Source organism: Sphingomonas sp. Leaf33 (assembly GCF_001421785.1).
GTDB lineage: Bacteria > Pseudomonadota > Alphaproteobacteria > Sphingomonadales > Sphingomonadaceae > Sphingomonas.
Map to the genome: position 1 here is coordinate 1,516,317 of NZ_LMLB01000001.1, position 3,620 is coordinate 1,519,936.

The 3,620-nt window shown below is 62.9% G+C and carries 4 protein-coding genes and 1 tRNA gene; 2 read left to right on the forward strand and 3 right to left on the reverse strand.

Annotated elements, in window-relative coordinates:
• Positions 1-49: 49 nt before the first annotated feature.
• On the reverse strand, positions 50-1,471 hold the full coding sequence (gene cysS, locus ASE86_RS07510; RefSeq protein ID WP_056424152.1) for a cysteine--tRNA ligase: 1,422 nt from the start codon (positions 1,469-1,471) through the stop codon (positions 50-52).
• 89 nt (positions 1,472-1,560) lie between these two features.
• Here cysS and ASE86_RS07515 point away from each other — a divergent pair.
• Together ASE86_RS07515 and ASE86_RS07520 are read left to right on the forward strand one after the other, a co-directional pair.
• Positions 1,561-1,634 (forward strand) — tRNA-Cys (locus ASE86_RS07515).
• A 399-nt stretch (positions 1,635-2,033) separates the two neighbouring features.
• Positions 2,034-2,504, forward strand: a complete 471-nt coding sequence (locus tag ASE86_RS07520) for a hypothetical protein (protein WP_056424154.1) — start codon at positions 2,034-2,036, stop codon at positions 2,502-2,504.
• 9 nt (positions 2,505-2,513) lie between these two features.
• Here the strand turns inward: ASE86_RS07520 and ASE86_RS07525 are convergent, their stop codons facing one another.
• Both ASE86_RS07525 and ASE86_RS07530 read right to left on the reverse strand, forming a co-directional pair.
• Positions 2,514-2,876 (reverse strand): reverse transcriptase-like protein, encoded by a 363-nt coding sequence (locus ASE86_RS07525; protein ID WP_156347062.1) that lies wholly within the window; start codon positions 2,874-2,876, stop codon positions 2,514-2,516.
• A 164-nt stretch (positions 2,877-3,040) separates the two neighbouring features.
• A partial coding sequence (locus tag ASE86_RS07530) for a hypothetical protein (protein WP_162233319.1) occupies positions 3,041-3,620 on the reverse strand: 580 nt, incomplete at its 5' end.

A 3,620-nucleotide genomic window follows, 5' to 3' on the forward strand; every position in this document is an offset into this window, starting at 1 on the left:
CCTCCACCAGCCTGCGGCTGGTCCCCCTCCCCGCGAGCGGGGAGGATTTTTAGGGGAGGACCACTTTCCAATCCCAGCCGAGCGGATCGCCGTCCATGACCTCGACCCCGGCTGCGGTCAGTTCGTCGCGGATCGCGTCGCTTCGCGCGAAGTCCTTGGCCGCGCGGGCTTCGCGGCGTTCGACCAACCGGGCCTCGATCGCGTCCTCCTCCAGCGTCGCATGGGCGGGGCGGATGCGCAGTTCGTCGCGGGTGATCATCGCCAGGCGCAGGCCGAGCACGCGGTCGATCTTGCGCACCGCGGTAAAGCGGTCGCCGGCGTGACCCTTGCCGCCCGCCACCGATTCGAGCAGCACCAGCGCGCGCGCCGTATTCAGGTCGTCGCTGACCGCGGCCTTGGCTTCGTCGACTTCCGGCGTCTCCAATGTCCCGCGCGGCTCGGACGCGAACCGGTCGCGCAATCGTTCGACCGTCTGCACCAGCCGCTTCAACCGCGTCGAGGCGGCGGCGAGGTTGTCCCACGAGAATTCCAGCTCGCTGCGATAATGCGCCTGGAGGCAGAGCATCCGGTAGGCGAGCGGGTGGAAGCCCGCATCGACCAGCACCTGGAGCGTCAGGAACTGCCCCGTCGACTTCGACATCTTCCCGCCGCGGTCAATGAGAAAATTGTTGTGCATCCAGATCCGCGCGCCCGGATCGCTGCAATCGCAATGCGCCTGGTTCTGGGCGATTTCGTTCGGATGGTGGATCTCGCGGTGGTCGATGCCGCCGGTGTGGATGTCGAACGGGTGGCCGAGCGTGGCGTGGCTCATGACCGAGCATTCGAGGTGCCAGCCGGGCGCCCCTTTGCCCCAAGGCGAATCCCATTCCATCTGCCGCTGCTCGTCCGGCGGGGACGTGCGCCAAATCGCGAAGTCCTGCGGGTTGCGCTTGCCGTCGACGGGCTCGATCCGGCTCTCGCCGTCCTCTGTCGTGGCGCGCGCAAGGCTGCCGTAGTTCGGCACCTTCGACACGTCGAAGTACAGCCCACCGTCGATCGTGTAGCAGTCCTTTTCGATCCGCTTTGCGAAGTCGATCATCTGCGGCACGTAATCGGTCGCGACCGTCCATTCGGCGGGATCGGTGATGTTCAGCCGCCGGATGTCGCGTTTGAAGGCGTGGGTGTAATGCGCCGCGATGTCCCAGATCGACGCGCCCTTTGCTAGCGCGGCCTTTTCCATCTTGTCCTCGCCCGCGTCGGCGTCCGACGTCAGGTGGCCGACGTCGGTGATGTTGATGATATGGGTCAGCGCATAGCCGTTCCACTTCAGCACGCGGCCCAGCGTATCGGCGAACAGGAACGCGCGCATGTTGCCGATGTGCTGATAGTTATAGACGGTCGGCCCGCAGGTGTAGACGCGCGCCTCTCCGGCATGAATGGGCGTGAAGGCTTCGGTCTGCCGGGTGAGGCTGTTGTAGAGCGTGAGCGTCATGCCGGCGCGTCTAGCCCGACCGCCCGACCGCGCCAAGCCGGTTGACATGCGCGCGATCCCGCCGCATCTGCCCGCCTCCACCGCATCGAGGCCCGATGGCGGAGTGGTGACGCAGAGGACTGCAAATCCTTGCACCCGGGTTCGATTCCCGGTCGGGCCTCCAGCGGTTTGTCGGTTTTCACGCCCGGCTGCTCATTTTTTCATTCTGAGCGGTCCCGCCTGTTTCCTAAGCGCGATCTGGCAGGCTCCATTTTTATCGACATTGCATCCGTGTCAGTTTGTTGACGCGAGCCTGACGGCGAATGCAGGCGCGCACGCCTCGCCGCGCTTGGCTTTTCAGCCATTCAACATTTCCACCGTCCACCTGCGAAAAGCTCGGTCGGGCGGCAGGCTCGCATCCTTCGGGAACTCGACATCGGAGCGAAGCTACGGATCATCGAGTCCTGCGATCCCCCGACGTGCCGCTTGCCGCCCCGCGGGTAGGCTCAAGATTCTTTCTGCCTTGCTAGCCAAGAAGTGCCGATCGAGATCGGACGAAGTGTCATTAACAGGAGGATGGAAAATGAAGATACTTGTGGAGGCGAAATTCGGCGACGCACACGTAACCGTAGCCAACGGCGACTATCGCGAGAAAACCGCCCACCAGATGAAAATGGCGGCTGACATGCGCGCGACGGGCGTCCCGGACGCAGCATCGGTCGCTGAATTCATCCGCCCGCTGGCGGGCCTCGATTCGACCGACCTTGACGATCTCGCCGCGCGACTGCCGGCAACGCCACTCCCGACCGGCTACCGGCACTTCCGGCTGTTTAATGGCGTGACCGGGGAGCAATGGAACCACACCTTCGTCTACGGAGACCGCTCCACACTGACTCTGCACGATGTGCTATTCGGCGCGTTGAACCATCCCACACTCGAATTGTCGCTCTGGCGGAGCACAGAATGGCTACCTGACATGATTCGGGGCGTGCTCGACCTGGAGTTGTTCTTCGCCACCCGACCGCGAACGAAGCGGATGCGACTGAAATTGTGACCTCTGCGCTCAGGCCGGGCCCTTGATCCAATCGACGTCGTCGAAGTCGATCCTGAATAGTTCGTAGATGAGGCTAACGCGGCGCAAAGCCGGACTCTCGGTCGCCCACTCGCCGGTGACCTGTCGCCGTACGAGATTGGCTGGGGTCTGCAACGTAAGATGAGTAACGCCTGCTGCGTCAGCCTGAAACATCGCCTCGATGGCTGCCGAATAAACCGCTTCGTGCGGGGTCGCACCGGGCAGGGACCAACTCGTTTCGGTGTCGTTTACGCGAATGGTAACGTGGTCGGGCGCGGCACTAGCCGGCCGTATGATGCCGTTAATGGTCATCGTCATACGCTTCGCCGAAGATCCGTTCGAAACTTTTGCCATGCTAGTTCCCAGTCCACTAAAGTGCGCGTCGATTGCTCGGTACGACACGGGAAGTAGACGACGGGTTAAGGGCAGCGTGATCCTGTTGAGGAAACTTAAGCAGTTGGTGCCTTACGGAAGGTGCGGGTCGCCAACGCGTTCGAGATATCGTCCACATCACGTGACTACGAGTTATTCCGCCACCAGGGCATCCGGTACCCGACCGACCCGGTAGCGATCACCAAGGTCTGACGAAAGTATGGTGGATGCTCCGGGTCCACCTCGATGATCCGCCACCCGTGGCCGCGTAGCGACTCGTGATCAATGACCTCATCAACCGGCCGACCGATGCAAGCTACCGCCAGGGTCTCAGGCAATCCGCGGTCGAGTTCGATCCGCAAGGCACCAAACCGGGTCTCGAACCGCAATGGCCCAATTTCAGCGTCAATTTCCAGCGAGTGACCGACGATCTGGACGCGGGCCCACCCCCCTTCGTTGAGGAAAAAGCTGTAGCCGTGGGAGTCGCCCCGAACCGGCGGCTTTACTCCGCCGCCGGAGGCTAGGCTGGCGAGATAGTTCCGGAAGAAGTGCCGACCGCCGCCAAGGCCAAGCAAGCTGTTCCCGGACATGCGCGGACGAAGCGGCCACCCTGGGGCCGGCTTAATCAGAAAGGATGCCTGGTCGAGTGTTGACCCGTTCGCTTCGAGCAACGTGCTGAGAAAAGGCGATGTCGAGCGGACTGCGGCGGCGATCTCGGCGCGGAAT